Origin of the sequence: Stenotrophomonas sp. RIT309 (genome assembly GCF_000632045.1) — a bacterium.
In the GTDB taxonomy this organism is placed as follows: Bacteria; Pseudomonadota; Gammaproteobacteria; order Xanthomonadales; family Xanthomonadaceae; genus Stenotrophomonas; species Stenotrophomonas indicatrix.
The window spans coordinates 1-25158 of sequence record NZ_JFYS01000030.1 but is presented as its reverse complement, the minus strand read 5'-3'; the positions used below and the strand labels follow the sequence as shown (position 1 = coordinate 25158).

The 25158-nt window shown below is 64.6% G+C and carries 24 protein-coding genes; 13 read left to right on the top strand and 11 right to left on the bottom strand.

Annotated features, from left to right (window positions below; translation table 11 throughout):
• Window positions 1-351: 351 nt before the first annotated feature.
• Window positions 352-1278, bottom strand: coding sequence for a DUF808 domain-containing protein (locus BW38_RS05635; RefSeq protein WP_032977229.1), 927 nt, complete (start codon window positions 1276-1278; stop codon window positions 352-354).
• A 212-nt stretch (window positions 1279-1490) separates the two neighbouring features.
• Between BW38_RS05635 and BW38_RS05640 the strand changes: the two genes are divergently transcribed.
• Window positions 1491-3134: an AarF/UbiB family protein gene (locus BW38_RS05640; RefSeq protein WP_223483053.1), complete on the top strand. Its 1644-nt coding sequence runs from the start codon at window positions 1491-1493 to the stop codon at window positions 3132-3134.
• Between the two features lie 261 nt (window positions 3135-3395).
• Window positions 3396-5501: a phosphoglycerol transferase I gene (locus BW38_RS05645; protein ID WP_032977227.1), complete on the top strand. Its 2106-nt coding sequence runs from the start codon at window positions 3396-3398 to the stop codon at window positions 5499-5501.
• 675 nt (window positions 5502-6176) lie between these two features.
• Here the strand turns inward: BW38_RS05645 and BW38_RS05650 are convergent.
• Window positions 6177-8603: a DUF3772 domain-containing protein gene (locus tag BW38_RS05650; protein WP_051585085.1), complete on the bottom strand. Its 2427-nt coding sequence runs from the start codon at window positions 8601-8603 to the stop codon at window positions 6177-6179.
• A 90-nt stretch (window positions 8604-8693) separates the two neighbouring features.
• Window positions 8694-8942, bottom strand: coding sequence for a hypothetical protein (locus BW38_RS05655; protein WP_025874572.1), 249 nt, complete (start codon window positions 8940-8942; stop codon window positions 8694-8696).
• Between the two features lie 182 nt (window positions 8943-9124).
• Between BW38_RS05655 and BW38_RS05660 the strand changes: the two genes are divergently transcribed.
• The 3 genes from BW38_RS05660 (at window position 9125) to BW38_RS05670 (ending at window position 11457) form a co-directional block, all read left to right on the top strand.
• Window positions 9125-9619 (top strand): lipocalin family protein, encoded by a 495-nt coding sequence (locus BW38_RS05660; RefSeq protein ID WP_032977226.1) that lies wholly within the window; start codon window positions 9125-9127, stop codon window positions 9617-9619.
• A 12-nt stretch (window positions 9620-9631) separates the two neighbouring features.
• A complete protein-coding gene (locus BW38_RS05665) occupies window positions 9632-10840 on the top strand; it encodes an FAD-dependent oxidoreductase (protein ID WP_032977224.1) in 1209 nt (402 codons plus the stop codon).
• A gap of 125 nt (window positions 10841-10965) precedes the next feature.
• Window positions 10966-11457, top strand: a complete 492-nt coding sequence (locus tag BW38_RS05670) for a hypothetical protein (protein ID WP_025874569.1) — start codon at window positions 10966-10968, stop codon at window positions 11455-11457.
• Between the two features lie 127 nt (window positions 11458-11584).
• On the opposite strand, the gene BW38_RS05675 is transcribed toward BW38_RS05670, so the two are convergent.
• Complete coding sequence (locus tag BW38_RS05675) at window positions 11585-12019, bottom strand: PepSY domain-containing protein (protein WP_025874568.1); 435 nt, start codon at window positions 12017-12019, stop codon at window positions 11585-11587.
• 156 nt (window positions 12020-12175) lie between these two features.
• Here BW38_RS05675 and BW38_RS05680 point away from each other — a divergent pair, with 156 nt between their 5' ends.
• The 3 genes from BW38_RS05680 to BW38_RS05690 are packed head-to-tail and all read left to right on the top strand — an operon-like array spanning window position 12176 to window position 14441.
• A complete protein-coding gene (locus tag BW38_RS05680) occupies window positions 12176-12466 on the top strand; it encodes a PepSY domain-containing protein (protein WP_025874567.1) in 291 nt (96 codons plus the stop codon).
• Window positions 12466-13125, top strand: coding sequence for a response regulator transcription factor (locus BW38_RS05685; protein ID WP_025874566.1), 660 nt, complete (start codon window positions 12466-12468; stop codon window positions 13123-13125). Before BW38_RS05680 ends, BW38_RS05685 begins: the two co-directional genes overlap by 1 nt.
• Entirely contained in the window at window positions 13122-14441 is a 1320-nt protein-coding gene (locus BW38_RS05690; RefSeq protein ID WP_032977222.1) for a sensor histidine kinase, read from the top strand. Before BW38_RS05685 ends, BW38_RS05690 begins: the two co-directional genes overlap by 4 nt.
• Window positions 14442-14559: 118 nt before the next feature.
• On the opposite strand, the gene BW38_RS05695 is transcribed toward BW38_RS05690, so the two are convergent.
• Together BW38_RS05695 and speA are read right to left on the bottom strand one after the other, a co-directional pair.
• Window positions 14560-14880, bottom strand: a complete 321-nt coding sequence (locus tag BW38_RS05695; RefSeq protein ID WP_025874564.1) for a DUF6122 family protein — start codon at window positions 14878-14880, stop codon at window positions 14560-14562.
• Between the two features lie 43 nt (window positions 14881-14923).
• Entirely contained in the window at window positions 14924-16813 is a 1890-nt protein-coding gene (speA, locus tag BW38_RS05700) for an arginine decarboxylase (RefSeq protein ID WP_032977220.1), read from the bottom strand.
• 179 nt (window positions 16814-16992) lie between these two features.
• Between speA and speE the strand changes: the two genes are divergently transcribed.
• Window positions 16993-17847 carry a polyamine aminopropyltransferase gene (gene speE / locus BW38_RS05705; RefSeq protein WP_032977218.1) on the top strand — a complete coding sequence of 285 codons (855 nt, stop codon included), beginning with the start codon at window positions 16993-16995 and terminating at the stop codon, window positions 17845-17847.
• A 112-nt stretch (window positions 17848-17959) separates the two neighbouring features.
• On the opposite strand, the gene BW38_RS05710 is transcribed toward speE, so the two are convergent.
• Window positions 17960-18865 carry an aspartyl/asparaginyl beta-hydroxylase domain-containing protein gene (locus tag BW38_RS05710; RefSeq protein ID WP_025874561.1) on the bottom strand — a complete coding sequence of 302 codons (906 nt, stop codon included), beginning with the start codon at window positions 18863-18865 and terminating at the stop codon, window positions 17960-17962.
• A gap of 441 nt (window positions 18866-19306) precedes the next feature.
• Between BW38_RS05710 and BW38_RS05715 the strand changes: the two genes are divergently transcribed.
• Window positions 19307-19966, top strand: a complete 660-nt coding sequence (locus tag BW38_RS05715; protein WP_051585083.1) for an RIO1 family regulatory kinase/ATPase — start codon at window positions 19307-19309, stop codon at window positions 19964-19966.
• Window positions 19967-20061: 95 nt separating this feature from the next.
• Here BW38_RS05715 and BW38_RS05720 read toward each other — a convergent pair whose 3' ends face one another.
• On the bottom strand, window positions 20062-20400 hold the full coding sequence (locus BW38_RS05720; RefSeq protein ID WP_032977217.1) for a P-II family nitrogen regulator: 339 nt from the start codon (window positions 20398-20400) through the stop codon (window positions 20062-20064).
• A 158-nt stretch (window positions 20401-20558) separates the two neighbouring features.
• Here BW38_RS05720 and BW38_RS05725 point away from each other — a divergent pair, with 158 nt between their 5' ends.
• Both BW38_RS05725 and arr read left to right on the top strand, forming a co-directional pair.
• A complete protein-coding gene (locus tag BW38_RS05725; RefSeq protein ID WP_025874558.1) occupies window positions 20559-20810 on the top strand; it encodes an accessory factor UbiK family protein in 252 nt (83 codons plus the stop codon).
• A gap of 126 nt (window positions 20811-20936) precedes the next feature.
• Window positions 20937-21371, top strand: coding sequence for an NAD(+)--rifampin ADP-ribosyltransferase (arr, locus tag BW38_RS05730; protein ID WP_032977215.1), 435 nt, complete (start codon window positions 20937-20939; stop codon window positions 21369-21371).
• A gap of 28 nt (window positions 21372-21399) precedes the next feature.
• On the opposite strand, the gene BW38_RS05735 is transcribed toward arr, so the two are convergent.
• A complete protein-coding gene (locus BW38_RS05735; protein ID WP_032977214.1) occupies window positions 21400-21810 on the bottom strand; it encodes a DUF4279 domain-containing protein in 411 nt (136 codons plus the stop codon).
• A 236-nt stretch (window positions 21811-22046) separates the two neighbouring features.
• On the opposite strand from BW38_RS05735, the gene BW38_RS05740 reads away from it, so the two are divergent.
• Window positions 22047-22658, top strand: a complete 612-nt coding sequence (locus BW38_RS05740) for a hypothetical protein (RefSeq protein ID WP_032977213.1) — start codon at window positions 22047-22049, stop codon at window positions 22656-22658.
• 280 nt (window positions 22659-22938) lie between these two features.
• Here BW38_RS05740 and BW38_RS05745 read toward each other — a convergent pair whose 3' ends face one another.
• The gene (locus tag BW38_RS05745) at window positions 22939-23760 is read right to left on the bottom strand and encodes a hypothetical protein (protein ID WP_032977211.1); all 822 of its coding nucleotides are present in this window, start codon (window positions 23758-23760) and stop codon (window positions 22939-22941) included.
• A 227-nt stretch (window positions 23761-23987) separates the two neighbouring features.
• Window positions 23988-24572 (bottom strand): hypothetical protein, encoded by a 585-nt coding sequence (locus BW38_RS21560; RefSeq protein WP_081794589.1) that lies wholly within the window; start codon window positions 24570-24572, stop codon window positions 23988-23990.
• Window positions 24573-25158: the final 586 nt, after the last annotated feature.

The following is a 25158-nucleotide window of genomic DNA, read 5'->3' as shown; positions in this document are numbered from 1 at the left end:
AAACCGCTGGGTAGGTGCCAACCTTGGTTGGCACGCGCGGACAACAAACCGCCGACCAAGGTCGGCCTCTACCGGGCAAGGCGCCGGAAACCGCTGGGTAGGTGCCAACCTTGGTTGGCACGCGCGGACAACAAACCGCCGACCAAGGTCGGCCTCTACCGGGCGAGGCGCCGGAAACCGCTGGGTAGGTGCCAACCTTGGTTGGCACGCGCGGACAACAAACCGCCGACCAAGGTCGGCCCCACCCGGGCAAGGCACCGGAAACCGCTGGGTAGGTGCCAACCTTGGTTGGCACGCGCGGACAACAAACCGCCGACCAAGGTCGGCCTCTTCCGGGCAGCGGGCCGGCGCTTACTTGCCGCGCAGCTTCTGAAACCCGGTCACCGCCGCCAGCACGATGGCACCGGCGATGATGCCGACCACCATGTTGCCCAGCGCGTTGACCAGCCAGCCCCACTGGCCTTCACCGCCCAGCGCCTGCACCGCGTGGTGCAGCGCCGGCACGTTGTGCATCAGGATGCCGCCACCAACCAGGAACATCGCTGCGGTACCGGCCACCGACAGGAACTTCATCAGCCACGGTGCCGACACCAGCAGGCCACGGCCGACTGCCGCCAGCGCCGCGCCCTTGCGCGACAGGTACAGGCCCAGGTCGTCCAGCTTGACGATGCCGGCGACCAGCCCGTAGACGAACACGGTCATCGCCAGCGCGATCACCACCAGGGTGCTGACCTGGTTGATGAACGACGCCGTGGCAACCACGCCCAGCGACAGCACGATGATTTCGGCCGAGAGGATGAAGTCGGTGCGGATGGCGCCCTTCACCTTGTCCTTTTCCCACGCGACCATGTCCACCTGCGCATCGGCCAGCGCCTTGCGCCGCTCGGCCTGGTGTTCGGCGTCCTCATCGGCAGAATGCAGGAAACGGTGCGCCAGCTTCTCCACGCCCTCGAAGCACAGGAAGGCGCCGCCGATCATCATCAGCGGCACGATCAGCGGCACGTTCCAGCCGCGGCTGTGCAGCCAGGCTTCCAGCGCACTGATCGCCAGCGCCGCCGGCACCAGGATCACCTTGTTCACCAGCGAGCCCTTGGCCACCGCCCACACCACCGGCAATTCACGGTTGGCGTTTACGCCGGTTACCTGCTGCGCGTTCAGCGCCAGGTCGTCGCCCAGCACGCCGGCGGTCTTCTTGGCGGCGACCTTGGTCAGCACCGAGACGTCGTCGAGCAGGGAGGCGATATCGTCAAGCAGGGCAAACAGGCTGGCACCGGCCATGGGGGATCCAGTAAAGGGAATGAGCGGATTCTGACCGATCCGGCGCCACCTGCGGTAGCGGGTTCACCGCGCGCCCACCGGGCGGCAGGGACACTGGAAGCGTAATCCGGTCCCGCCGGCGGCGGGATCACGGACATCGGGTCGTCGTCTTCGAGGAGTGTCGTTTGAGCAATCCGTCCACCGCCACAGGCAATCCGCCGCTGATCAGGGGCATGAACCGGCGCAGCCAGATCCTGCGCCTGCTGATGCGCTACCGCCATTCCGGCGTGTTCTCCGGCATGAACCTAGACGCTGCCGGCAGCCACACCGACGTGCCACCGGACGGCAATCCAGAGCAGTTCGTCAGTGACCTGGAAGCGCTGGGGCCCACCTTCGTCAAGCTCGGGCAGATGCTGTCGACCCGCCCGGACATGGTGCCGGTGGAGTTCGCCACCGCGCTGGAGCGCATGCAGGAGAAGGTGGCGCCGATTCCGGTCGAACGCATCCACGCCATCGTCGAGCAGGAGCTGGGGGCGCCGGTGAACAAGCTGTTCGCTGCATTCGACCCACAACCACTGGGCTGCGCGTCGATCGCCCAGGTGCACCGCGCGGTACTGCATGACGGCCGCGAGGTGGCGGTGAAAGTGCAGAAGCCCGAGGTAGCCGCGCAGCTGCGCTCGGATCTGGAAGTGCTGCGCAGCTTCGCCCTGGCCGCCGACCATCTGACCCAGATCGGTCGCCGTGTGCGCCTGCGCGACTGGCTCAACGAATTCGCCAAGACGCTGATGCAGGAGCTGGACTACCACGCCGAGGCCGAGAACCTGTCGCGCTTCGGCCGGCACCTGAAGCCGTTCCGGCGCCTGTGGATTCCGCAGCCGCTGTGGGACTACAGCAGCCATCGCGTGCTGACCATGGAACTGGCCACCGGCGTGCGCGTGGATGCCATTCCCGATGTGCGCCGCACCGAACAGGCGATGGACCCGCTGGCGGCGGCGCTGATCCGCGGTTACCTGGACCAGATCTTCGTGCACGGCGAAATCCACGCCGACCCGCACCCCGGCAACCTGCGGGTGATGCCTGATGGGCGCTTGGCCATCTTCGACCTGGGCATGGTCGCGCACATGCCGCCGCGGCTGCGCGAGCGCCTGCTGAAGATCCTGTTTGCCGCCGTCGATGGCCGCGGCGAGGAAGTGGCCGACGACCTGATCAGCATCAGCACGCGGCTGGAGGCATTCGATGAGGAGCGCTACCTGCGCGAGACCGGCCAGCTGATCGCACGCTATGCCGCCAGCGCGAACTTCTCCGAAGGGCGCGTGGTGCTGGACATGGTGCGCATCGCCACCTCATCCGGGTTGCGCACGCCACCGGAGCTGAGCCTGCTGGGCAAGGCGCTGCTCAACCTTGAAACCGTATGCCGCCTGCTGGCACCGGATCTGGACACGCGCCGTATCGTCGAACGCCAGCTGCAGCACGTGATGCGCGCGCGCCTGAAAAAATCGCTGTCGGCCGCCAACCTGGCCAGCGAGGCGATGGAGCTGCAGCAACTGCTGCGCGACGGGCCGCGCAAGCTGTCGGACATCATGGCGCTGCTGGCCGAGAACCGCCTGCAGATGAAGGTGACCGGGCTGGAAGAATCGCGGCTGATGGAGAACCTGCAGAAGATCGCCAACCGCGTAGCCGCCGGCATCATCAGCGCCGCGTTGATCATGGCGGCGGCAATGATGATGAAGATCGACACCGGCTGGCATGTGCTGGGCTATCCCGCCATCGCACTGGTGCTGTTGCTGATCGGCGTGGTGCTTGGGCTGGGCATCGTGACCAGCGCATTGTTGTTCGATCGCCGTGCGCGTTCGCGCGAGGAACGCGGGCATCGATAGTGTCGCATCCACGCTCGACGTGGATCAGCGAAAACAGTGCATTCATGCAGGTTTTTAATGCAATCGAGCGTGAGTTTTCACGCTCGATTTACGTTCGCAGCGTGATATCGCGCGCACGATTTCAACAAACATTTCAGTCAGGTTCGTGCATGCACTATCGGGTCATCGGCCTGTCATGCAGATGTGCTTGCAGCAGCGCCGGTCGGATGGACACGCGTCGGTACGACGTCCATCGCCACCCCGTCACTGCCGAAGCTGCCTATGCTCTGGATTCTGCTGCTGTCGCTGTTGCTGCTGTCCTGGTTGTTCCTCGCGTCCGCAAAGTGGGTGTGGTGGAAAGCAGGCTTGTTCTCGCTGTTGCTGCTGGCGCTCAGTGCCTGGTGGCTGATCGACAAGCTGTCCGGTGACGGACTCAACGCCGCCACCCTGTACCACCTGGGTGCGGACATGGAAGGCGCCGGTGTCGCCGACTTCAAGGGCTATATCGCCGGCTTCATCGTGCTGGCCGCCGTGTCGCTGCTGCCGCTGTTCGCTACGCGGGTGAAGCGTTGGCGCCGCCCCACAGCCGGTGGTGCATGGTTTGCCGGTTTCGCCGTGCTGTGGGTGGCCACGATCATGATCAGTCCATTGGCCCGCGATGGCCAACGCCTGTACCAGCAGCTGCGCCCGGTGGATTTCGCCCGTATCGCCCCCGAATACCAGGTGCCCACGCAGGCCCTGCAGCGCCCACGCAACATCGTCTGGATCTACGGCGAGAGCCTGGAGCGCACCTATCTGGATGAGGCCGTGTTTCCCGGCCTGATGCCCAATCTCAACCGCTTGGCGGCCAGGTCGCTGGATGTACGCGGCCTGGCCTCGGCCGAAGGCGGTGGCTGGACCATCGCCGGCCTGGTGTCGTCGATGTGCGGCGTGCCGCTGACCACCTCGCAGGGGGATGAGAACAGCATGGACCGCATGGGCAGCTTCCTGCCCAAGGCCGTATGCCTGGGCGATTACCTCAAGCAGCAGGGCTACACCAACCATTACCTGGGTGGTGCCAACGGCCAGTTCGCCGGCAAGGGCCAGTTCCTGGCCAGCCACGGCTTCGATGAAGTGCATGACCTGGCGTGGTTCAAGCAGCAGAAGAAGATCGGCCGCATCCACTACTCGGCGTGGGGCGTGCATGACGACGTGCTGCTGGACACCGCCTACCAGCGCTTCGAGCAGCTGTCGCGACAGGATGCGCCGTTCATGCTGACCACGCTGACCATGGACACGCACCACCCGGCCGGGCACCTGCCGGTGGCCTGCAAGGGCGAGCGCTACCAGAGCCAGTACGGCAACATCGGCATGCTCAATGCGCTCAAGTGCACCGACCGCCTGATTTCGCAGCTGGTCGAACGCATCCAGGCCAGCCCGTACGGCAAGGACACGTTGATCGTGATCGCCTCCGATCACCTGGCCATGCCCAATGACCTCAGCCATATCCTGACCAAGCAGAAGCGCGAGAACCTGCTGTTGTTCCTCGGTGATGGCGTAACCCCGCGCCAGCTGGCCGCTGAAGACGGCTCGACCCTGGATTCCGGGGCCACCCTGCTCAGCCTGCTCGATCCGAACCTGCAGACGATGGGCTTTGGCCGTTCGCTGCTGGACGACAAGCGCGAGCCGAGTGCCAGCGCCGCGGCACGCCGCGATGGCGGCCGCGACTATCCGCAGTACCTGGCCTTCGCCCGCTCGCTGTGGCTGGGTGAGCCGACACGGCAGCTGAAGATCGACGGCGACGACCAGGTGGTGGTGGGCCTGCAGCACGTGCAGCCGCCGGTGCTGCTGGAATACGACAAGGACTGGGACCTGAAATCGGTGTACCTGGAAAACACCTCGCGCCAGTTCGACGATGCCGACCCGGACAACACGCTCGCCTACGTCGATCGCTGCACCGCGTTCGAGGATGGCTCGGCCGACGGCGACTGGTGCGCGCTGCTGGTGAACCGCGACAACGGCATCAAGCTGTACCGGGATGGCCAGCTGCGCAACGGCATCGACGTGGATGCACCACTGGATGCCTTCCAGGGCCCCCGCCCCAGCGTGCGCCAGGCACACATGATCACGCAGAAGGGCCGCCGTACCCGCGCCGGCCAGTACATGCTGCAGCTGGTGGCGAGCACGCGCCCGGATCGCGGTTTCTGGATCGAAGCGGTGTCCTCGCAGCGCAAGGTGGTGCTGGCCCAGCAGTGGGTGCAGCCTGATGCCGATGGCAAGATCAACGTGTCATTCGGGCTCGACCACGAAGTGGATGATCTGGAAATCCGCGCGTGGTTGAACCATGCCGAGAAGCTGGCGGTGGATACCTTCGCACTGGTGCCCTCGCGCGGCCGACCGCGGGGGTAAAGGGGTTCGGCAGGGCTGCGCCCTGCACCTGCCGAAGCAGTAGTGCCGGCCGCTGGCCGGCAACCTCAACGGCAACAGCCAAAGCAACAGCAACAGCAACAGCTGGTGTTCCGTGGGATGGCGGGGCGTTGTGGGTTGGCAGGACACGCCGTAAACCCGTCCTTGGGGGCTCGATGGCGCCATCCATGGCGCCAACGGTCCTGCCAACCCACACCGCCCCGCCTCTGACAGATTCCTGCAGCTGTCGGTAGGTGTCGACCTTGGTCGACACTTCTGTCAGATATGGAAATCAATCCGGGGTCAGATCCGTTTTCTTACGGAAAGCGGATCTGACCCCATCTGCATGAAATCGAATATTTCGATAGTTCATTGAAGAGCATCCACGCACGGCGTGGGTCTACGTGTCGATCAAGGTCGACACCCCAGGAGCACGCCATGCAATTCCACCAGATCGCAGAAATCTGTCGAAGGCGGGGTGGGTCCGGTTGCGGGGGTGTCCGCGGCATGGATGCCGCGGCCAAGCCCCCAAGGACGGGTTTACGGCGTCCCCCGCAACCGGACCCACCCCGCCATCCCACAGGAAACCAGCTTCGGCTGTTGCTCCTGAGGTTGCCGGCCAGCGGCCGGCACTACCGCTTCGGCGGGTGCAGGGCGCAGCCCTGCCGACCCACCCTCTTACTGCGGCGGATCGCGGGTAATGTGGATGTCGGTCGGCGTGGACAGCGGGATGTTCCGCTCGGCCAGGATCTGCAGCAGGCTGAAGTACAGATCGCTGCGCGTGCCATACACCTGCCGCGGGCTGGGCACGTAGGCGAAGCTGTTGATGGTGATCTGGCCGCCAGCGATGCTGTCGATGTACACCGACGGCGCCGGCTGCTGCAGCACCGTGTTGTGGGCACCGTAGGCATCCAGCAGCGCCTGTCGCAGCCCCGCCACATCGGTGCTGGCCGGCACCGCGAACTGGATCTGGATGCGGCCCTGGTTGTTGCCCATCGTCATGTTGCGGATGGTCTTGGTGATCAGTTCCGAATTGGGAACGATCAACGTCGACTTGTCCCCCACCTGGATCTCGGTGGAGCGCACGTTGATGCGGCGGATGTCGCCTTCCTGATCGCCCAGCTTCACCCAGTCACCGATCTTCACCGGCCGCTCGGCCAGCAGGATCAGGCCGGAGACGAAGTTCTGGATGATCGCCTGCAGGCCGAAGCCGATACCCACCGACAGCGCACTGACCAGCAGCGCCAGGTTCTTCAGGTTCAGGCCCATCGCGGTCAGTGCCCACAACCCCACCAGGATGATGCCCACGTAGCGGGTGATGGTGCTGATTGAATTGCGCGCGCCCAGGTCCAGCTCGGTCTTGGGCAGGTAGGTGTCGGTCAACCAGCGCTGCAGCAGCTGCGTCAGCCCCAACCCGACCAGCATCACCAGCAGCGCGATGGCGATACGTGCGGGCTTGAGGGTGATGTCGCCGATGGAAATGCCGTTGGCCAGCGAAGCGACGCGCTCGACCACCGAGCCGATGTTGCCGAACGGCGCCGCCAGTGCCAGCAACGCGATCAGCACCACGAACGTGCGCAGCACGGCAGACAGCAGTACACCGGCCTGTTCCAGCCGCGACACGCTCAGGCCGGTGCTGAGCAGGATGGTCTGGCCGACCTTGCTGTCGGCGTTGAGCAGCCAGGTGGAGAAATCATCGACGAACTTGAACAGCAGCGTCGCCGCCAGCACCACGATGCTGCCGCCGATCAGCTGCTGGTTGACGAACTTGGCGAAGTTCACATAGCCCATCAGGGTGGCGATGATCGCGGCCACCACGGCTATGTTGCCAGCGACACGTGCCAGCACCAGCCAGCTGCTGCGCCGCACCGGAACGGCCGCGCCCTGGCCGTCGGCCTGCGCTTCCAGCTTCGCCTCGGCTTCGGCGGTCTGCCGGCGGTGCAGGCGCGCCAGGGTGACCAGCATGGCCATGATCAGGCCCAGATAGGTCAGCGCGATCACGCCGTCCAGCGCCACCGTGGTGACGTCGCTGGTGCGGGTGGCTTGGTCGACAGCCACCAGCACCGTGCTCAACCAGGCCAGGGCCGCCGCACCCCAAGCGTATTTGCGCAGCTTCAGCGCGGCGGTGTCATCGAGATTCAACAGGCGCCATGACGGGCGCTGGGGTACCAGCATGCAGGCGCTGAGCGCGGCGATGAAGGCCGCGCGGAAGGTGGCAGTCTCAATTCCCTCGGCCACCACCTGCAGGCGCGGTGCGATCGCATTGATCGCATCCAGTGCCGCCATCAGCACCACCACGGCGTAGCCGGGCAGCAGCGTACCGACCAGCAGCAGCCACATGGCGAGCCCGGAACGGCGCAATCGGCCGTCAGGCGCACGTTCGGATGCAGCAAACCGCCGACCCAGCGCGCGCAGCCACAGGCGCAGCGGGAACATCATCACCAGTGCAGCTGCCACGCCCAGCAGCAGGGTGCCCCAACCATGGGTACGGATGCCGGCGACCAGCGCGTCCCGGCCCATCTGCGCCAGCGGGGCGACGCGTGCGATATCGATCGGCAAGCGCTCGGCCACCTTGGTCCACAGCGCAGGAGACAGCGGCGAGGCCACCTTCTGCCCCAGTTCCTCCGTGCGCTGTGCCGTGCGTTGCTGGTCGATGTCGGCCGCCATCTGCTGGGCGCGCACCGCGCTGGCCTTTGCCTGCGCCATTGAGGCCATCAGGCCATCGCGCTGGCGGGTAATGGTCCGCCGTTGCGTCACCAGCTCCGGCGGCTCGGTGGTTCCCTCGGCGGGCGTACCCAACTGCGCCAGCTGTTCGTCGAGCCGATCCAGCTGCGGCTGCAGCGCCTTCTCCAGGGCTTCAGCATCGCGTCGCGCCTGCGAAGCCTCCTCGGACAGCATCGACAGGGTTTCCACCGCTGCAGCATCAACACGCTTGCGCTCGATATCCTTCAGCGTGCTGTCGATCTGCGCCAGCTGCTGCTTGGGCGTGGGGTCGTCATCCTGGGCCAGCGCCGGCACAGCCAGCAGCAGCGTGCAGCACAACAGCAGGGCCAACCAGGGGCCACGCACCAGGATCGTTCGGAAGAAGGAAGACAAGCCAGCCACACCGTTTTGCGCGGACCACCGCGCCTGCGCGCGACTATACGGCAGGTGCTGTAAACGGCGGATGCGCAGGCGCTGGCCGCTGGCTGCGGCTCAGTACTTCAGGCGCAGCTCTTCCACCTGCGGCTGCTGCAGCGCGTACCAGTCCTGGAATTCTTCCTCGGTGATCTCATCCGGCGCGTACACCGCGATCGGGTGCCAGGCGTGGTCGGTCGGCAACGGCTGGCGCGGCCCGGCGCGCAGGCTGTAGGCCACGCCTTCGTAGTCCACCAGATCGTCCACCTGCGGCCACTGCTCGCGGGCGAACTGGGTTTCACTCTTCAACAGGATCACCTGGTACATCGGCACCTCCACTTCGGTTGGATCGGAAAAACGCGGCGCTGGCCGAAGCATACCGCTGCGCCGATGACGGTACGCGCTCCGCCCGGGCGACGGAATGTTCTGGACATGGCCCTCGCCCCGGCTTCACCCGCCCGTGGCAGTGTCCTCGGCATCGTGGAGTTCCTCTCCTGCCACGCCTGACAATGACCGACCTGCCACCCCTGAAGACCGTCACCGACCTCAAGCTGCCCCGCTACCTGGGCACCTGGTACGAGATCGCCCGCCTGCCGATGCGCCACGAGCCGGAGGGCTGCACCGACGTGTCGGCCCATTACCAGCTGCTCGACAACGGCAACGTGGGCGTCACCAACCGCTGCCGCATGGACGGCGAGATCGAGGAAGCCACCGGAGAGGCCTGCGCGATCGACAATGACAGCGCGCGGCTGGAAGTCAGCTTCCTGCCCAAGGGCCTGCGCTGGCTGCCCTTCGCCAAGGGTGACTACTGGGTGATACAGGTGGCGCCGGACTACAGCGTTGCCCTGGTCGGCAGCCCGGATCGCAAGTACCTGTGGCTGCTGGCACGTGAGCCCCGGCTCGATGCCACCGTGCAGGAACATTATCTGGCCAGCGCGCGCCTGCAGGGCTTCGATCTGTCCGAACTGATCCAGACCCCGCATACCGGCCACCCCACCGCCTGAGCCTGACCTCGCATGGACCTGAAGAGTGGTTACCCGTGGTGGGCGGTGCGCAACGGCCTGATCCAAGCCTTTCCGCCGCTGGAACAGGATCTGCAGTGCGATGTGCTGGTGGTCGGTGGTGGCATCACCGGCGCGCTGATCGCCGATGAGCTGTCGGCCCATGGCCACGCCGTTGCGCTGGTCGAGCAGCGTGACATCGGCTGGGGCAGCACCGCAGCCAGTACCGCGTTGCTGCAGTACGAGATCGATACCCATCTGCTGGAGCTGGCCTCGCAGTATGGCCAGGACGCTGCGGCGCTGGCCTACCAGGCCTGTGCGGACGCGATCCCTGCATTGGGCGAGGTCGCGCGCGGCCTGAAGGACGTCGACTTCAAGCAGATGGACAGCCTGTACCTGGCCAGCCGCCGCCGTGACGTACCGCGGCTGATGGCCGAAGGCGAGGCGCGCCGTGGCATCGGCCTGGATGCGCGCTGGCTGGACCGGGATGCGCTGCAGGAACGTTTCAGCGTCGATGCCGGAGGCGCCCTGCTGACCCGCCAGGCCGCACGGGTTGATCCCTACTGCTTCACTTACGGGCTGCTGCGGCGGTTGCAGCGGCGCGGCGGCGCGGTGCATGACCGCACCGTTCTGCATGCCCTCACTCCCACTGCGCGCGGCGTAACCGCCCGCACCGAATCCGGCATGCAGATCCGCGCCCGCCACGTGGTGCTGGCGATGGGCTATGCCAACCAGCAGTGGCTGGACCCGCGCGTGGCCCGCAACCGCAGCAGCTACGCCTTCATCACCGACCCGATCAACGCCGACGAGCTGGGCTGGCTGCAGCGCACGATGGTCTGGGAGAGCGCGCGCCCCTACCTGTACCTGCGTGCCACTGGCGACCGCAGGTTGTTGGTTGGCGGGCTGGACGATGCCATCGATATTCCCGCCCGCCGCGATGGCCGGGTGGACAGCAAGGCCCGCAAACTGATGAAGCAGCTGCTGCAATGGTTCCCGCACCTGCAGCCGACTCCGGCGTTTTCATGGGCGGGCACCTTTGCCGAGACCGCTGACGGCCTGCCGTTCTTCGGGCCGCATGCGCAATGGGGGCCACGGGTACAGTTCGCCATGGCCTATGGTGGCAATGGCATCACCTATTCGATGATCGGCGCCGGGCTGCTGCGGGCACGGATCGAGCGGCGCCGGCACCCGCTGCAGGACCTGTTCGGGTTCGGGCGGTTGTAGCGTGAAGCCAGGCATGGCCTGGCTCTACCGCAAACGGGCGCCGACAGGCATCATTCAAGCAACGCCTGCTAGCGTCGGCCTGTACCGCCGCGTGCTGCGCGGCCCCTCTGCGCTGGAGTGCCGTCATGATCCGCCCCCTGACCCTGCTGCTGTGCCTGGCCGCCCTGCCCGGGACCGCGTTGGCGCAGTCCGCCGCAGGCGCCACCGCGCCGCAGGCGTCCGGCCTGGACCTGTCCGTGCCGCAGACGCCTATGCGCTATCTCAACGATCCGACGCTGCAACAGGATCCGCCCGGCACGTTCTACGGCGACAAGACCGGCCCGCGCGTGCATGGCGACGGCAGGATCGCCGACGTGCAGGACGACAAGGTCAAGGTCTCCGGCAGCTTCACCACCGGCATCGGCTATGCCAAGAATTACGGCAACACCCACTACAACGCCGCCACGCTGAATCTCAGCAAGAACTACACCAACGATGAAGGCAAGACCCGTGGGGTCAACGTCAACATCCACGTGAGCGAAGGCAAGGGCCCGGGCTTCTTCGGGCCGTACGGTGGTGGTGGGTATTACGGTGGTGGCCCGGGCTACTGGGATTACCCGCCGCCTTACGGCTGGTAAGCGCACGGTAGGGCCGGCCGCTGGCCGGGTACCTCCTGATCCCGGAAACACCGTGCAGCAGCCGGCCAGCGGCCGGCTCTACCAGGTAGGTGTCGACCTTGGTCGACACACCTTCCCGAAGCAGGCGTCAATCCAGCCAGCCATCGCGCTCGCTGTGCAGGATGCGGCCGTCATGACCGCTCAGGCGCACTTCCACCTTCTGGTTGCGGGCATTGCGCGCTTCCAGCGACCACGTCGCACCATCGCGTTCCAGCGAATGGATCTCGCGCAGGCCCTGCGACTGCGCCTTGGCCAGCACCTGCTCGGTGCTCAGCTGCGCACGCCCATCGTGCTCGTCGAAGATCTCGCCGGTCTTCGGGTCCACATACACCTCGCTGAAGCGACCATCGGCACGGCTGACATCGGCTTCCCACAGGCCATCATCACGCTCGATCTCATGGATCTGGGTGTAGCCGGCCTTGCGCAGGGTCTGTTCGACCTGGGCCATACCCAGCGGTGCAGCCTGTACGGCGGGGGCCACGGCCAGGGCGACAACGGTGGCGAGGGTGAGCGACTTCAACATGGGGGTTCTCCTGTTCGGTGCCGGACCATCCCGGCAACGCCACGATGCACGGCGTGGTTAACAGCGGCCTAGCCAGCGCTGTTAGCCAACCGTTAGTCGGCCGCGGCACACTCGCGCCTGTCACTTGTTCCCATGCTCCCAGCCACTCACGTGCCGATCCTGCCCTCCCTGTCCCTGCTGCTGGCCCTGGCCAGCGCCCCGACCGCCGCCGGCCCTGCCCAGGACCCGGCGCAGCAGGTCGCGCGCCGCGCCGTGCAGCAAGGCCGCTACGTGCCGCTGGAAGGCGTGGTGCGCGATGCGCTCAAGCGCCACCCCGGCCAGCTGCTGGAAGTGGAACTGGACGATGGCGTGTACGAAGTGGAGATCCTGCGCGCCGACGGCGTGGTGGTGGAGCTGGACTATGATGCGCGCAACGGCAGGCTGTTGAAGACGGAGCTGGACGACTGATGCGCATCCTGTTGGCCGAAGACGATGCCGCATTGGCAGAGCGCCTGCAGCCGCTGCTGGAGCAGGCCGGTTACGTGGTCGAGGTGGTGGCCGATGGTCGCCAGGCCGAGGAGATCGGCCAGGTGGAAGACCTGCAGGCGGCCATCGTCGATCTGGGCCTGCCCGGGCTGGACGGCCTGAGCGTGATCGAACGCTGGCGCGGCAACGGCCGCGACTTTCCGGTGCTGGTGCTGACCGCACGCGGGCGCTGGCATGACAAGCTGGCCGGCTTCGACGCCGGCGCCGACGACTACCTGACCAAACCCTTCCAGGCCGACGAACTGGTGCTGCGCCTGCGCGCGCTGATCCGCCGCAGCCACGGCCATGCCAGTCCACGGTTGCAGTGCGGTCCGCTGCAGCTGGACGTCAATGCCGGGCGCTTCGACCTGGATGGCCAGGCGTTGGCGCTGAGCCCGCAGGAATTCCGCCTGCTGAGCTACTTCATCCACCACAGCGGCCAGGTGATCGGCCGCGACCGCCTGGGCGAACATGTGTTCGATGGCGGTCATGACCCGGATTCGAATGCGCTGGACGTACTGCTGGGGAGGGTGCGCCGCAAGCTCGGCACCGACCTGATCCAGACCGTACGCGGCCAGGGCTGGCGGTTGGCCGCGCCGTGAGCCGGCAGCCGTCATTGCGACGCCGGCTGCTGTTGGCCGGTGGCATCGGCCTGCTGCTGGTCTCGGCACTGGCCAGTGCGCTGCTGGGCGAACTGTTCAAGCGCAGCGCGCGCGACCGCCTGGACAACGAACTGCAGCAGGACATGCTGACCCTGCTGGCGCAGGCCGAGATCGATGCCGATGGCCAGCTGCAGCTGCGCCAGGAACCCAACGATGCGCGCTTCCAGCGCGTGTTCTCCGGCGCGTACTGGCAGATCGCCGATGGCAGCGGCAAGGTGCTGCTGCAGTCACGTTCGTTGTGGGACGAAACGCTGCCAGTGGCCGCCACTGGCACGGCCGAACGCAATCTGCCGGGCCCGCTGCAGCAATCGCTGCGCGCGCGCGTGCAACCGGTGCGCCTGCCCCGCGCGAACCAACCCTATGTCGCCGTGGTCGCCACCGACCGCAGTGCACTGGATGCGGACGTCGCCGCGTTCCGCCAGCGCAGCGCAATGGCGTTGGCCGTGCTGGTAGCGGCGTGGCTGGCGGTACTGGCCAGCCAGGTACATTTCGGTCTGCGGCCCCTGCAGCGTCTCGGTGCGCAGCTGGAGCGCGTGCGCCGCGGCGATGCACAGCGCATCGATACGGCCGGATTGGGCGCTGAAATCGCACCGCTCGGCGAAGAGCTCAATACCCTGCTCGACCACCAGCAACGGATGGTGGGCCGCGCCCGCACCAGCGCACAGGATCTGGCGCATGCGCTGAAAACACCGCTGAGCGTGCTCGCCGCCGAAGCCGATGGCGAGGGCCGCGCGTGGCGCGCGACGCTGCGCGAACAGGGCGCACGCATGCAGGCCAGCGTCGATCGCTACCTTGCCGCCGGGCTGACCGCCGACCATCGCGAACGCACGCCGGTGGCCACGGTGGCACAGGCGCTGTGCGGGTTGATGGCGCGCGTGCATGGCGACCGTGCGCTGCAGTTCCAGGCCGAGGGCATTGCCGACGACCTGCAGTTCGCCGGTGCCAGCGCCGACCTGGAAGAGATGCTTGGCAACCTGCTCGACAACGCCGGCAAGTGGGCACAGCGGGAGGTGACGGTCAGTGCGCGCGTGGACGACGAACAGTTGCGCATTGATGTGCGCGACGACGGTCCGGGGCTGGCAGCCGAGGCGCTGGCGCAAGTGACCCAGCGTGGCGTGCGGCTGGATGAGCGCGAAAGCAGCAGCGGCCTGGGCCTGGCCATCGTGGGTGATATCGCCGCCAGTTATGGTGGACGGCTGGCGCTGGAGAATGCACACCCGGGATTGCGCGCCACGTTGTGGTTGCCGATGGGGTGACGCGCCGCTGCGCTCGCCGGGCATGGCCCGGCGCTACCGGATCATGCGCGCGCCGGCAGGTGTCGACCGAGGTCGACACGCATCAAGAGCGCCGACCAAGGTCGGCATCTACCAAGCCTCAACGGTGATGCATCCACCAGCAGTCGATGGCATCGAGCACGATGTGGATCATCAAACCGATGCCCACCAGCCGCGTTTTCTTCGGCACGCACAGGCCCGCATACACGGCAATCGCCGGTGCGGTATGCAGCGGGTGGAAGCCGATGCTGCAGCGGTTCGGGGCGTAGATCGGATCGGCCAGCAGGTGGTCCAGATCGATGATCCAGCCCAGCAGCAGCAACACCCACGCCGAGGCGAAGCGCTTGCGCCAGAACAGCCATGCCAGCAGAGCTGGCACGGCGGCATGCAGGAACAGATGGAAGATCGCGCGGGCGCTCATCAGCACCGGTAGCGCCGGGCCATGCCCGGCGTTCCCGTCACCCTTAGATCAACGGTTCATCGGACAGGTAGGTGTAGCCGGTCAGGCCCGCTTCCAGCGCTTCGGACAGCTCCTGCGCGCGTTCCGGCGACAGGTCCGCCGATGCCACGCGCTCGGCGTAGGCCGCACGCAGGTGATCCAGCTTGTAGCCCACGTAGTCCAGCATCACGTCGGTGGTATCGCCGCGGCGCTGCTGGGTGATGGCATAGCCATCGGCATCGGCCAGCACTTCCACCGCGTCGGTATCGCCGAACAGGTTGTGGATGTCGCCGAGGATTTCCTGGTAGGCACCGACCATGAAGAAGCCGATGCGGTAGCTTTCGCCGTGCTTGATCGCGTGCAGCGGCAGCGAGCTGTCCAGGCTTTCGTTCTCGACGTAGGTCTTGACCATGCCATCGGAATCGCAGGTCATGTCGGCTATGATGCCGCGGCGATCCGGCGCCTCGTTCAAGCGCTCGATCGGCACGATCGGGAACACCTGGTCGATCGCCCACGCATCGGGAATCGATTCGAACACGCTGAAGTTGACGAAGTACTTGTCGACCAGGCGCTCGTTCAGTTCATCCAGCGCCGGGCGATGGCTCTTCTCGTCGTAGCTCAGGCGCGCACGCACGCCATGGGCGATGGCATAGAACAGATCGTCGATGCGTGCACGCTGCGGCAGGTCGATCTGGCCCAGCGCATAGCTGGACAGGCCTTCGGCGTGGAAGTGCTGTGCTTCCTGGAACAGCTCCACCGCCGGGCGCACGTCCAGTTCTTCGTGGATCTCGCGCAGGTGGCGGATCGAAGCCGGCTCGTCGTCGTGCTGGTCCGGCACGCGGCCTTCCTGCGCTTGTTCCACTTCAGACACGTTGGCGATCAGCACCGCGTGGTGCGCGGTCATCGCACGCCCACACTCGGTGACGATGCGCGGCGGGGTCAGGCCGTGTTCTTCGCAGGCATTGGCCAGCGGCTGCACGATGTTGCTGGCGTACGAATTGAGGCCGTAGTTGATCGAGCAGAAGCTGCGCGAACGGGTGCCTTCGTAGTCCACGCCCAGGCCACCGCCCACGTCGACATGGGTGATCTTCGCACCCAGCTGTGACAGCTCGACGAAGTAGCGGGTGGCTTCGCGCATGCCGTTGGCGATGTCGCGCACGTTGGAGATCTGCGAGCCCATGTGGAAGTGCAGCAGGCTCAGACAGTCGGCGTATTCGGTATCGCGCAGCGACTTCCACAGGTCCAGCAGCTGGCGCGGCGACAGCCCGAACTTGGCCTTGTCGCCACCGCTGTTCTGCCACTTGCCGGCGCCCAGCGAGGCCAGGCGCATGCGCACGCCCAGGCCCGGCTTCACGTCCAGCGCCTTGGATTCTTCCAGCACCAGCTTCAGCTCGGACGGCTTCTCGATGACGATGAAGGTCTGCAGGCCCAGCTTGCGGCCGATCAGGGCCAGGCGGATGTACTCGCGGTCCTTGTAGCCGTTGCAGACGATCAGGCCACCCGGGCGCGACAGCGCCAGCACGGCCATCAGTTCCGGCTTGCTGCCCGCTTCCAGGCCGAAGCCTTCACCGTGGTGGCTGGCCAGGGTGCCGGCCACGCCGCGGTGCTGGTTCACCTTGATCGGGTACACGGCGGTGTAGCCGCCCGGGTAGTCCCAATCCTGCTGGGCCTGGGCGAACGCCGCCTGCAGCTTGCCCAGGCGCTGGCCGAGGATGTCCGGGAAGCGCACCAGCAGCGGCAGCTTGGCACCGGCCGCGCGCGCAGCATCGACCACCTTGGGCAGCGACACCACCGGGCCATCCGCCCCGGTCGGTCTCACCACCATGTGCCCGGCCTGATCCACGTCGAAATAGCCATCCGCCCAGTGCGGGATCGAGTAGGTCTTGCGGGCTTGGTCGAGGGACCAATCGGTCATTGCAGTCGGCCTTGTGGCAAATAAAAGGGGGGGCATGATAACGCCTATATGCCCACAGGTTCGTTATCATGCGCGCCCGCGCCCGTGGCAGGTCTGAACCTGAACGGGCCGATCCGTCCGGATGCGTGGCACCCCGCCTTCAGCCCGGCTCCATCCCCTCCGAACAGGAATGCTTTCCCATGACTGACAACAGCAACTGGTACATCGAACACTTCGAGCGCACCGGCTCGGCCATCGGCTACCGCATCACCGGCAAGCTGGACGAAGTGCAGTCGCCGTTCCAGAAGATCGAGATCTTCCAGACCACCGACTGGGGCAACCTGATGACCATCGATGGGGCCATCATGCTGACCAGCAAGGACAACTTCTTCTACCACGAGATGATCAGCCACCCGGTGCTGTTCACCCACGCCGCGCCCAAGCGCGTGGTGATCATCGGCGGCGGCGACTGCGGCACCCTGCGCGAAGTGCTCAAGCACAAGGGCGTGGAGAGCGTGACCCAGTGCGACATCGACGAGCAGGTGACGGTGATGGCGCGCAAGCACTTCCCGGAACTGTGCGATTCCAACGACGACCCGCGCGCCGAGCTGATGTTCGACGACGGCGTGGCCTACATGGCCAACTGCCCGGCCGGCAGCGTGGACGTGGTGATCGTCGATTCGACCGATCCGGTCGGCCCGGGTGAAGGCCTGTTCAACAAGGCGTTCTACGAGAGCTGCTTCAAGGCCCTGAAGGACGACGGCATCCTGGTGCAGCAGTCCGAGTCGCCGCTGATGCAGCTGGAGCTGATCAACGAAATGCGCACCGAAATGGGCAAGGCCGGCTTCGGCTCGTTCAAGACCCTGCCGTTCCCGCAGCCGTGCTACCCCACCGGCTGGTGGAGCGTGACCCTGGCGCGCAAGGGCGACAGCAGCTTCGACTTCCGCCAGGCCGATTCGGCCGCCAAGACCTTCGATACCCTGTACTACACCGCCGCGCTGCACACCGGCGTGCTGGTGACCCCGCCGTTCGTGAAGGCGGCGTTGAAGGGTTGATCGGAAAGCGTGCCAACCAAGGTTGGCACCTACCAAGCAAAAACCCGCGCTGGCGACAGCGCGGGTTTTTTCGTTTTCCGGTAGCGCCGGGCCATGCCCGGCGGCCGTCCGCTTACAGCGCCCAGATACCGGCGATCACCGCCACCACCAGGCCCCACTTGATCACCTGATAGGCCACCACGCTGCGCTCGCGCAGCGCCTTGGCCTTCAGCCGCACCTTGTACACGCTGCCGAAGGCCTTGTTGACGCCACCGGTTGGGTCGCCCGGCAGGTTCGGCGAGGCGCCACCGGCCAGCAGCGTGGACGCCACCAGGCGGTTGAACAGGCCCGGCAGGCCGAAGCGCAGCGGGCGGGCGATATCGCAGAACAGGATCACCCGGTCTTCGGGCGTCTCGTTGTGCGCATGGTGGATGTAGGTTTCGTCGAACATCATCCACTCACCGTCGCGCCAGCTCTTCTTGATGCCGTCCACTTCGATGTAGCAGGCATCGTTGTTGGGCGTGGCCAGGCCCAGATGCAGGCGCAGCGAACCGGCGAACGGGTCGCGGTGCGGGCGCAGCTCGCTGCCCGACGGCAGCTGCGCGAACATCGCCGCGCGCACGTCCGGCAGCGATTCCAGCAGCGCGGTGGTCTTGGGGCACATCGCCTTGGCCGACGGGTGCGAGGGGCCGTACCACTTCAGGTAGAAGCGCTTCCAGCCGCGGCGGAAGAACGAATTGAAGCCGGCATCGTTGAACGTGCTGGAGGCAGCGATCGCCTGCGCATCGCGCAGAGCCAGTGCCTCGTCGCGGATCATCTGCCAGTTCTGCCGCAGCGGCTCCAGCTGCGGAAATTCCTTGCCCGGGTCCAGGAACGGCGTGGTCGGCACCTTGGAGAACATGTACATGACCACGTTGATCGGAGCCATGAAGCTGGAATGGTCCAGCAGCTGGCGCGACCAGCGCGCACGGACCTTGCCACGGAAGTGGATGTACAGCACGCAGGACACGAACAGCGCCGCAAGTACGATTTTGATGATCAAAGCACTTTCCTCCAGCACACGCCGGACAGGGAAACAGGGCGATGCGGCCGCAGGGCCGGCATCAGTGGGGGAACGCGGCAGGAGACGGGGACGTGCCGGGTGGGTGCGGCCGTCGATGTCGCGTGTAACAGCTTATGGTCGGCAGGCCGTGCGCCGGGGTCAAGCCAAGCGTGCGTGGGCCGCAGCGCCGCGCCGCGAGCGCTGCCGGACGCATCTGCAAGCTATTGAAATCAAATTGCTTTTCGAAAAGTGAGACAGAATTGTCCGAAAAAGCGCGACGAACTGTTCCAGCCACGACGCCGACATTTCTCCGACAAATCGTGGAATAGCGAACTCGCCGGTACTAAAATTGGCTTAACGAAAGTTTAGCCAGTTCCCCCCGTCGTACCGGTTCGCTTGACGCTTCAGCGCCGCCCACCGGGTCGCCCGAGACCCCACATGATCCCTTCCATCACTCCCTCCCCGTCCTGCGGCGATGACGCCGTGGCGCCGCTGCTGCTCAAGCGCGGCGAGCGCTTCCTCGCCCCCGATGTCTACCGCACCTGCCTGGACGGCCGTCCGGCGGTGGTGAAGGACTACTCCCGCTACCGTGGCACCCCGGTGTCGCCGATCGCCCGGCTGATGGTGCGCCGCGAGGCACGCATGCTGGAGCGGCTGGGCGGCTGGAAGCACGCCCCGGCCCTGCTCGGCACCCTCGGTGGCCTGGCCCTCGGCATGGAATTCATCCCCGGCCAGACCCTCAGCACCGCGCAGGCCGTGGGCAATGAAGTGTTCGAACAGCTGCAGCACGCGCTGAGCCGCCTGCATGCCGCCGGCATCACCCACAACGACCTGCATGGCACCAACGTGGTGGTCAGCGCCGGCGTGCCGGTACTGCTGGATTTCACCTCGGCCTGGCGCGTACCGCGCTGGCTGCGCCGCAACCCGCTGAGCCGGCAGCTGAGCCGCAGCGACATGAAGAACCTGCTGAAGATGCGCCAGCGCGTGACCGGGCAGGCGCCGAGCCCTGCGCAGGCGGCGCTGGTGGCCGACCCCGGTTGGGTGGCGGCTGTGCGCCAAGGCTGGAAGCGGTTCTACAAGTGGGCCAAGCGCCGGTAGGCGCTTCGCTTCACCCGCTTTACCGGTAGAGGTCGAGCTTGCTCGACCGCTCTTCGTTCCGGCGACACAAACCCCGCGCTACACGCGCAACCGGCTTACAACGCGTCCGCGTCCAATTCACCGGTACGAATACGCACCACACTGCCCAGGTCGTACACGAACACCTTGCCATCGCCGATCTTGCCGGTGCCCGCCGCTTTCACGATGGCTTCCACCACCACCTCCACCTGATCGTCGGTGACCGCCACTTCCAGCTTCACCTTCGGCAGGAAGTCGACCACGTACTCGGCGCCGCGGTACAGCTCGGTATGGCCCTTCTGGCGACCGAAGCCCTTCACTTCCGTCACCGTGATCCCGGTAACCCCGCGCTCGGCCAGCGCTTCGCGCACGTCGTCGAGCTTGAACGGCTTGATCACCGCCATGACCATCTTCATCGTCTATCTCCTGTATTCCGGCGTGGAGGATAGCGCCTGAACGCGGCCGGTGCGAAACCCGCAGCGCCTGTCCGGCGGGCCGGGGCCAGCAGTATCCTTAGCGCCGAACCGCCGTGGCCGCGCCGGATGCGCAGGCCCACTACCCCACGGAGCACCCCATGATCGACCTGAACCAAATCGATGACCTGGCCCGTCGCCTCAGCGACCTGGTGCCGCCGGGCCTGCGCGAATCGCGCGAGGAACTGCAGGCCACCTTCAAGAGCGCGCTGCAGGCAGGGCTGGCCAAGCTGGACCTGGTGACCCGCGAAGAGTTTGAAGTGCAGCGCGCGGTGCTGCTGAAGACCCGCGAGAAGCTGGATGCGCTGGAAACGGCGGTGCGCGAGCTGGAAGGCCGCGGCAAGGCAGAATGAAAAAGGAGGCGCACCGCGCCTCCCACTTGCAGATTATTTCCCTGAAGGGGCCTTGCCGCAAGGCCCGCCCGGCGCCCTAGACTCGCCGGCCTGTCGATCCGGCAGGACAGTCAGGGGGCAGTGCCGATGGCACAGGACACCGAATGGACACCCGTATCGCATGACACCTGCGACCAGGTTGCCGGGCCGTTCTATCACGGCACCCGCGCTGACCTCGCGGTGGGCGAGTTATTGAGCGCGGGGTTCCGCTCCAACTATCGCCACAGCGTGGTGATGAACCACATCTACTTCACCACGATTGCCAAGGGCGCCGGGCTGGCTGCGGAGATGGCCCGGGGTGAGGGGCGACCGCGTGTGTATTTGGTGGAGCCGACCGGGCCGTTTGAGGACGATCCTAATGTGACCAACAAGAAGTTTCCCGGGAATCCGACGCGGTCGTATCGGAGTACGGAGCCGTTGCGGGTTGTTGGGGAGATTACGGAGTGGGAGACCTACGATGCGGAGTTCGTTCGGCAGTTGAGGGAGTTTGTGGCGTCGGGGAGTGGGGAAATCATCAATTGATGACCTGTTGGCGTTGGGCGTTGCGCACCTATTCCTCGGCATCATAGATGTCCAGCCCGAGCTCGATGCCGCGCTGCCCCAAGGCGAGCAAAACACGGGGCGAGAGCGATACACCATCATTGCTGCTGCCCATGAAAAGACCGCAGAACAGGTCAGGCCGGAACCGTGCCAGTGACGCCCATATGGCGAGATCTCCGGTGAGTTGATCCAGGATCTCGAAGATCTGAGCTTCCAAGTCTTCAGGTTCACGACGCTCCGCATCAAGTCGCCAGCTTCCGGTCCTGGCGATACGTACGACCCCTGATTGGCTGCCTTTAAGTTCCTGGCCCTTGTGATGCGAAGCGGTCGGGTTCGCCCCGAGCAAGGCACTGACCTCTTCGGGCAGGAGGTCGTCTCCAAAGAATCGGAGGGCCACCAGGGAATGATCGAATGCGGCCATTGGAAATCAGTCGCGCCCTTGGGAATCACCTTTACTCTGCAGGTTTCTTCGATGTCAGCTTACAGCCAGAAGCGGACATCTTCGAATTCCATAGTTGAGGCGTGCCGTGAAAGGGAGGTTGGACGCCATCCCGCCGCCACCCGGAGTTGCCTCGTCACCTGAGGATATCCCGCCCGTCTGAGGCTAGGTGACGGGCGTGATGGTAATGTTGGCTGAAATCAGCAGAGGGGGCGGCTATGGGGAACTACGTCATCTATCGCGACTTCATGGCCCACGCCGCTGTCGTGCAGAGTTTAGGCGCGCTCTTCCGGCGCCTTGACGCAGGGCAATTGATGGAGGAAGAGGTGATGCCGCTGATCGTGTTCACGGCCTTCAGTATCGAGGCGTATGTGAACAGCTTGGGATCCAGGGGGGCTGATTGGAATGAGCGAGCTGGGTGGCGGGCTAAGATCGAGAAGCTACATTCGATGGTTGGCCAGACCTGTGCCTGGGATAAGGAACCTCTGGATTTTGCGGTCGAGGTGTTCACCATCCGAAACCAGCTGGCGCACGGTAAGCCAGAGCGTATCGAGATGGCGTTCACCGTTCCCCCTGAGGAGGCGGCGGACTACCTCTCTCATGCAGACCTGAGTCCTGAGTGGTTCGCGCCTTGCCTGAGCCTGGAATGGGCGCGAGCTGCAAAGGAGCGTTTCCTGCCGCTTACCAGCCATCTCGGGGCGCTGTTCGGGCAGATCCCAGCCCATATCGTCCATGCATCCATGACTCAGTTTGATAGGTCCCGCTCGGATCCGGATGCACCGACGACATTCATCTTCGAGATGAATATTCCCCGCTCAATCCTGTACTAAGCCAGGCGATGCCCCGGGAGTGGCGGGGGCGTCAGGGGAGTGAAAGCGGTTTTAGAAACCAATTGTCGGAATTTCGCAAACTAAGTGCCGGGCAGCCTATCCCGATATCACGGACGGCTGTAAAAGAGCTGCAACATTCTTATCCTGCCTGTCGACCCAAGTGTAGCGCAGGGTCCGCAGCCAGATCGTCTCATCGGTCGCGATTCGGCCAGAGGCGGCCGCCGGCATAGGCTAACCGGCGGCCTAAAAATCCTGGACGATTGACACTCTTATTTGCTGATCAGCTCTCGGATCCCAATGCCTGCTCTAAGGAACTTGCGATAAGGGCTCGTCCGCTTTCAGTGATGTCTGCAGAAGACTTGGGATTGTCCGTCGTAATGAATCCGAGACTAAGCATGTCTTTACGGAACGGCCTCACCCCCAACCGAACCACCTCAAGCGCCAAGTCATCGATCGACAGCTTTATGGCGTTTTCAAGCCCAATCTGATTAATCATCATTCGCACGTACCGCCGGACCTGAGATTCTCTCGAGGTAGATATTCGACCGACTCGCTCACGGAAAGCATTAAGCTCCGCATCTTTTTCTTTTAGCTTAGCCTCAAAATCAGCACGCTCCGGTTGCGTGAGATTCGACTTGTCCAGCAGCTCTGAAACAAGCATTGACAAGGTCCGCTCAGCCTCCTTCACCTTCTCTTGCGCGGCTTCGCTCGCAGCTTGAGCATCCTTGGGTCGTTCACGCTCATAATACTTGTCCATGCTGTCCTTCAACTCCGATTGCTTCCCTCCGATACCTTTGACCTGCTCATCAAGGCGACCCAGCAACTCGGACGTATCTTTAGTAAACTTATTCACATTATCGTAAAACTGATTACTCTGCCCGGTCGCGGCAAAATAGAATGCCACGGAAAGACCAATGGAAAAAAACGCAAGAAGTATGCTAACCAGCTCTGTGGGTGACAGACTACCGAAGTCCAAACGCAGGTCGCCCGAAAATAGCATGACGATTAAGTATCCGAGAACCCCGACTACTGCGAGTTCTCGTATCAATCTAATGACGCCAGCGAGCGTGATATCAGCAATCTTTTGTTGTTGGGGCCGCATACGATTCCTTCATACGGTAGACCGTCACTAGACGGATCCAAGGGACTGGCTATTAGTTCGGGCAAGTGCGGTAAACAAGCGGAGCAAGGTCTGGTGGGCGTAGGCCTTCCCGCTTGCGCGAAGGCAATAAGGGGAAGAAACGTCCGCTTCCGGGAAGAGACGACCCGGAATAGCAGAACTCAAGCCCAGCCGCGATGTGGCTTCGGCATGAATTAACTTATTGGCCACTAAGCCACGTTGTAATGGAAACTATGGCCGTAGCGACCCATGCTTGTTCCACCGAAATGCGCATCACCAACATTAAAGATGCGAGGAATTGACAGCAACCCTCCCTGCGCGGCCTCAGTGGAATAGAGATGGATAACGCTGACAAAGAGTGCTGCGACGGAGTTTAGGCAGTTCTTTAACGTGGCCTTGTCGAAGTGGTTGTGCCGGTGATGCTTTACTTTATTGTGGTCCTGCCACCAGAACGGCGGTGTACTGTCTGTCCAACTTGCCCATGGGTTGAGCGTAAGACCATGCCGAGGAGCGAGGACGCTAAAGCCAACAAAATTCGGACAATGCTGCACGATATCCGGGTAGTACGCGTTAATGCTTGAAGCTTTTGAGACTGGATTGTGCTTCAAAGATATCTGCTTGAGGACGACGTCGACCTCGGCACTAGCGCTTAGAAACAGGCGAGCTATTTCAATTGAAAAAGTGCCGTCGTTTTGGCTCGATAGATCAACGTATCGGGCAAGCCGATCCAGGTCCTCCTCTAACGCGAGGAAGTAATTCCAGTGAATTAGTGCGCTTGTTCTATTGATCGCCACGCCCCCTCCCTAGCTGTGAAATATCCGATAGAAGCCCCCCCCTGGGTCCGATTACACCACTTGTCCACTAAGCACCGCTTTGCGTGCTTTTTCCCCCTGACACAGTGCAATCCTAGGGCGGTTGGCTTCGGCCAACAAGCCGGCGCATGGCAGGCCAGCGATCGCGCCAGAGGCCTTCCTACGCCCTACGTGCTCTGATCGCGCCTCATGTGGACCAAACTAGATCGCTAGCGGGCGATGTCGCATATGCCTCGCTCAGAATCCCCACCCGAAGCATATGGCAAAACGGTCGTGCGGCGGCCTGAGGGCTGTCCCCACAAGGCCTCAAGGGCATCGCCGCTATGCGACAATGCCAAAAGCGTCTCGGGTTTTGGCGGCATTGACCCCACTTCCTTGGCATTCCGAACAACAGCAGGTAATCGTTACTGCACCACCGTGCATCGGTGGTCGGGACTCGAAAGCCCGTTTTGTTGGGAAGTAGTTTGCGCTTGCCAGCCGGCACCACCGCGCGTGGTGCCGGCTGGCAATCCGTCTGCCGGCTATGGCGGGGGGGGCGGGGGGGTTTTGTCCCCGCCGGTTCCCAACA

Bases quoted from the DNA above. Each gene is read 5' to 3' on its own strand.
- BW38_RS05675 (WP_025874568.1), bottom strand. From the start codon at position 12,019: ATGTTGAAGTCGCTCACCCTCGCCACCGTTGTCGCCCTGGCCGTGGCC.
- BW38_RS05735 (WP_032977214.1), bottom strand. From the start codon at position 21,810: ATGGCCGCATTCGATCATTCCCTGGTGGCCCTCCGATTCTTTGGAGAC.
- BW38_RS05635 (WP_032977229.1), bottom strand. From the start codon at position 1,278: ATGGCCGGTGCCAGCCTGTTTGCCCTGCTTGACGATATCGCCTCCCTG.
- BW38_RS05670 (WP_025874569.1), top strand. From the start codon at position 10,966: ATGATCCGCCCCCTGACCCTGCTGCTGTGCCTGGCCGCCCTGCCCGGG.
- BW38_RS05720 (WP_032977217.1), bottom strand. From the start codon at position 20,400: ATGAAGATGGTCATGGCGGTGATCAAGCCGTTCAAGCTCGACGACGTG.
- arr (WP_032977215.1), top strand. From the start codon at position 20,937: ATGGCACAGGACACCGAATGGACACCCGTATCGCATGACACCTGCGAC.
- BW38_RS05725 (WP_025874558.1), top strand. From the start codon at position 20,559: ATGATCGACCTGAACCAAATCGATGACCTGGCCCGTCGCCTCAGCGAC.
- BW38_RS05645 (WP_032977227.1), top strand. From the start codon at position 3,396: ATGCTCTGGATTCTGCTGCTGTCGCTGTTGCTGCTGTCCTGGTTGTTC.
- BW38_RS05685 (WP_025874566.1), top strand. From the start codon at position 12,466: ATGCGCATCCTGTTGGCCGAAGACGATGCCGCATTGGCAGAGCGCCTG.
- speE (WP_032977218.1), top strand. From the start codon at position 16,993: ATGACTGACAACAGCAACTGGTACATCGAACACTTCGAGCGCACCGGC.
- BW38_RS05655 (WP_025874572.1), bottom strand. From the start codon at position 8,942: ATGTACCAGGTGATCCTGTTGAAGAGTGAAACCCAGTTCGCCCGCGAG.
- BW38_RS05715 (WP_051585083.1), top strand. From the start codon at position 19,307: ATGATCCCTTCCATCACTCCCTCCCCGTCCTGCGGCGATGACGCCGTG.
- BW38_RS05640 (WP_223483053.1), top strand. From the start codon at position 1,491: ATGAACCGGCGCAGCCAGATCCTGCGCCTGCTGATGCGCTACCGCCAT.
- BW38_RS05660 (WP_032977226.1), top strand. From the start codon at position 9,125: ATGACCGACCTGCCACCCCTGAAGACCGTCACCGACCTCAAGCTGCCC.
- BW38_RS05740 (WP_032977213.1), top strand. From the start codon at position 22,047: ATGGGGAACTACGTCATCTATCGCGACTTCATGGCCCACGCCGCTGTC.
- BW38_RS05695 (WP_025874564.1), bottom strand. From the start codon at position 14,880: ATGAGCGCCCGCGCGATCTTCCATCTGTTCCTGCATGCCGCCGTGCCA.
- BW38_RS05665 (WP_032977224.1), top strand. From the start codon at position 9,632: ATGGACCTGAAGAGTGGTTACCCGTGGTGGGCGGTGCGCAACGGCCTG.
- BW38_RS05745 (WP_032977211.1), bottom strand. From the start codon at position 23,760: ATGCGGCCCCAACAACAAAAGATTGCTGATATCACGCTCGCTGGCGTC.
- speA (WP_032977220.1), bottom strand. From the start codon at position 16,813: ATGACCGATTGGTCCCTCGACCAAGCCCGCAAGACCTACTCGATCCCG.